Annotated in this window: 2 protein-coding genes; both read right to left on the bottom strand. The window is 60.2% G+C overall.

All coding sequences use genetic code 11. The features are described from left to right. Positions 1-31 precede the first annotated feature (31 nt). Complete coding sequence (locus NB311A_RS09135; RefSeq protein ID WP_131522902.1) at positions 32-598, bottom strand: hypothetical protein; 567 nt, start codon at positions 596-598, stop codon at positions 32-34. A gap of 460 nt (positions 599-1058) precedes the next feature. Beyond that, on the bottom strand, positions 1059-1376 hold a 318-nt coding region (locus NB311A_RS09130; RefSeq protein ID WP_009798236.1), incomplete at its 5' end, for a hypothetical protein.

Raw genomic sequence — 1376 nt, 5'->3', positions numbered from 1 at the left:
CCCCGCCTGATTATTCATGCCTTGGATGTGATCAATTGCCAAGACCAAGGCCGCCGCCCATGGACCCTTCCGCCGAAGTGTCCGATGAGCCGCCGACCGAGATATCGACCGATCCGCCGCCTACGGATACTCCGACAGAGCTTCCGACGTTGACGCTGACCGATCCGCCGGTCGAGACCCCGATAGAGCCCGAACCGCCCGAACTTTCCTGATTTTTCTGCGAGGCTTCACCGGCGGCGGCCTCGGTTGCTTGGTCATTGCCGCCCTTCAGCATGAAGGCCACATCGCTGAGAACCTCGCCGGTTCTCTGGTGCACGACAACTTCGCGAACATGCACCTCATTCTTGGCGCGCACATAGTAGCGGCCCAAAAGAGTGCGCCCTTCCTTGATGATCTTATAGCCGCGTGCGCGCAACTCACGCTCAACCTCGGCAAGCCTGTCTGCCTGCGCCAGTTTGATATCGGCGCTTTGGCTTGCCTGTGCGTTGGCCGAGGCATCGGCCGATGTGTCCGCGCTTTGGCTATAGGCGCCCGAGGCCATGCTTATGCCGACTGAAGCGGCAAGTACTGCGGGAAGAATTCGTGACGTTCTGGACATTTTAGCATCCTTCTTTTGTCTGGTTGGTTGCGAACGACATTGCGTTCGTCGTGGCCAAGACATGCATCCGGGGTTTGGCAAACGCCATCCAACCACGGTTCGTTGGGGGGTCATTGAACTGTGGTTGTAAAGGCTTGCCGCCCAGGGTGGAAGGATTTGAACGAAAGTTCAGACCTTGGTGCGATTTGCGCGCTGTCGCGGGCCTTTGCGGCATATCGCGAGCGCGGGCTGATGCTTTCCGTGTTGAAAGGATGCTAGCAGAAAGCATGGAACGGTGACCCCGAGGGCGAGTATCCATGTTGCATCAGCCATACCGAACGCAGGTTTAACGGCTGCGCTCGCGATGCCTGCAGCGAACAGCGCCAGTGGAGCGTTCGCCAAGACTTTTTGGGCAAGGGAAGCTGCGCGCAGTTTTGGCGCAACTTCCGGGGTTTTTGCGGCAGCAGCCACCCGGCCGATCCTAAAGACCAAGGCCGGTGTCGACGGATACATCCGCCGAAACATCAGCGCCGCCGGCAGATACATCTGCCGATGCCTCAACAGAAGCGCCGCCGCCACTTTCGCCGGGTGATCCGGCAGAGGCGCCCGCCGAAGCGCTGGCAGAAGCGCTGGTGGCTTCGCTCGCGGATGGAACGCTGGCATTGACGTTGGCCGAAACACCCGCAGCGCCGACAGAGGCGTCCAGTTTACCGTTGAACGTGCCGCCAGCGATTGCCGGCGCATTGGCCGAGACCGTTTCTGCGCGCAACATTACTGCGCCTTCGTTCAACTTGCGGCG

Source organism: Nitrobacter sp. Nb-311A (genome assembly GCF_000152905.1).
Lineage (GTDB): Bacteria > Pseudomonadota > Alphaproteobacteria > Rhizobiales > Xanthobacteraceae > Nitrobacter.
This window is presented reverse-complemented; position numbering and strand designations above follow the sequence as displayed.

Coding starts and splice junctions, on each gene's coding strand:
- NB311A_RS09135 (WP_131522902.1), bottom strand. CDS start 598: ATGTCCAGAACGTCACGAATTCTTCCCGCAGTACTTGCCGCTTCAGTC.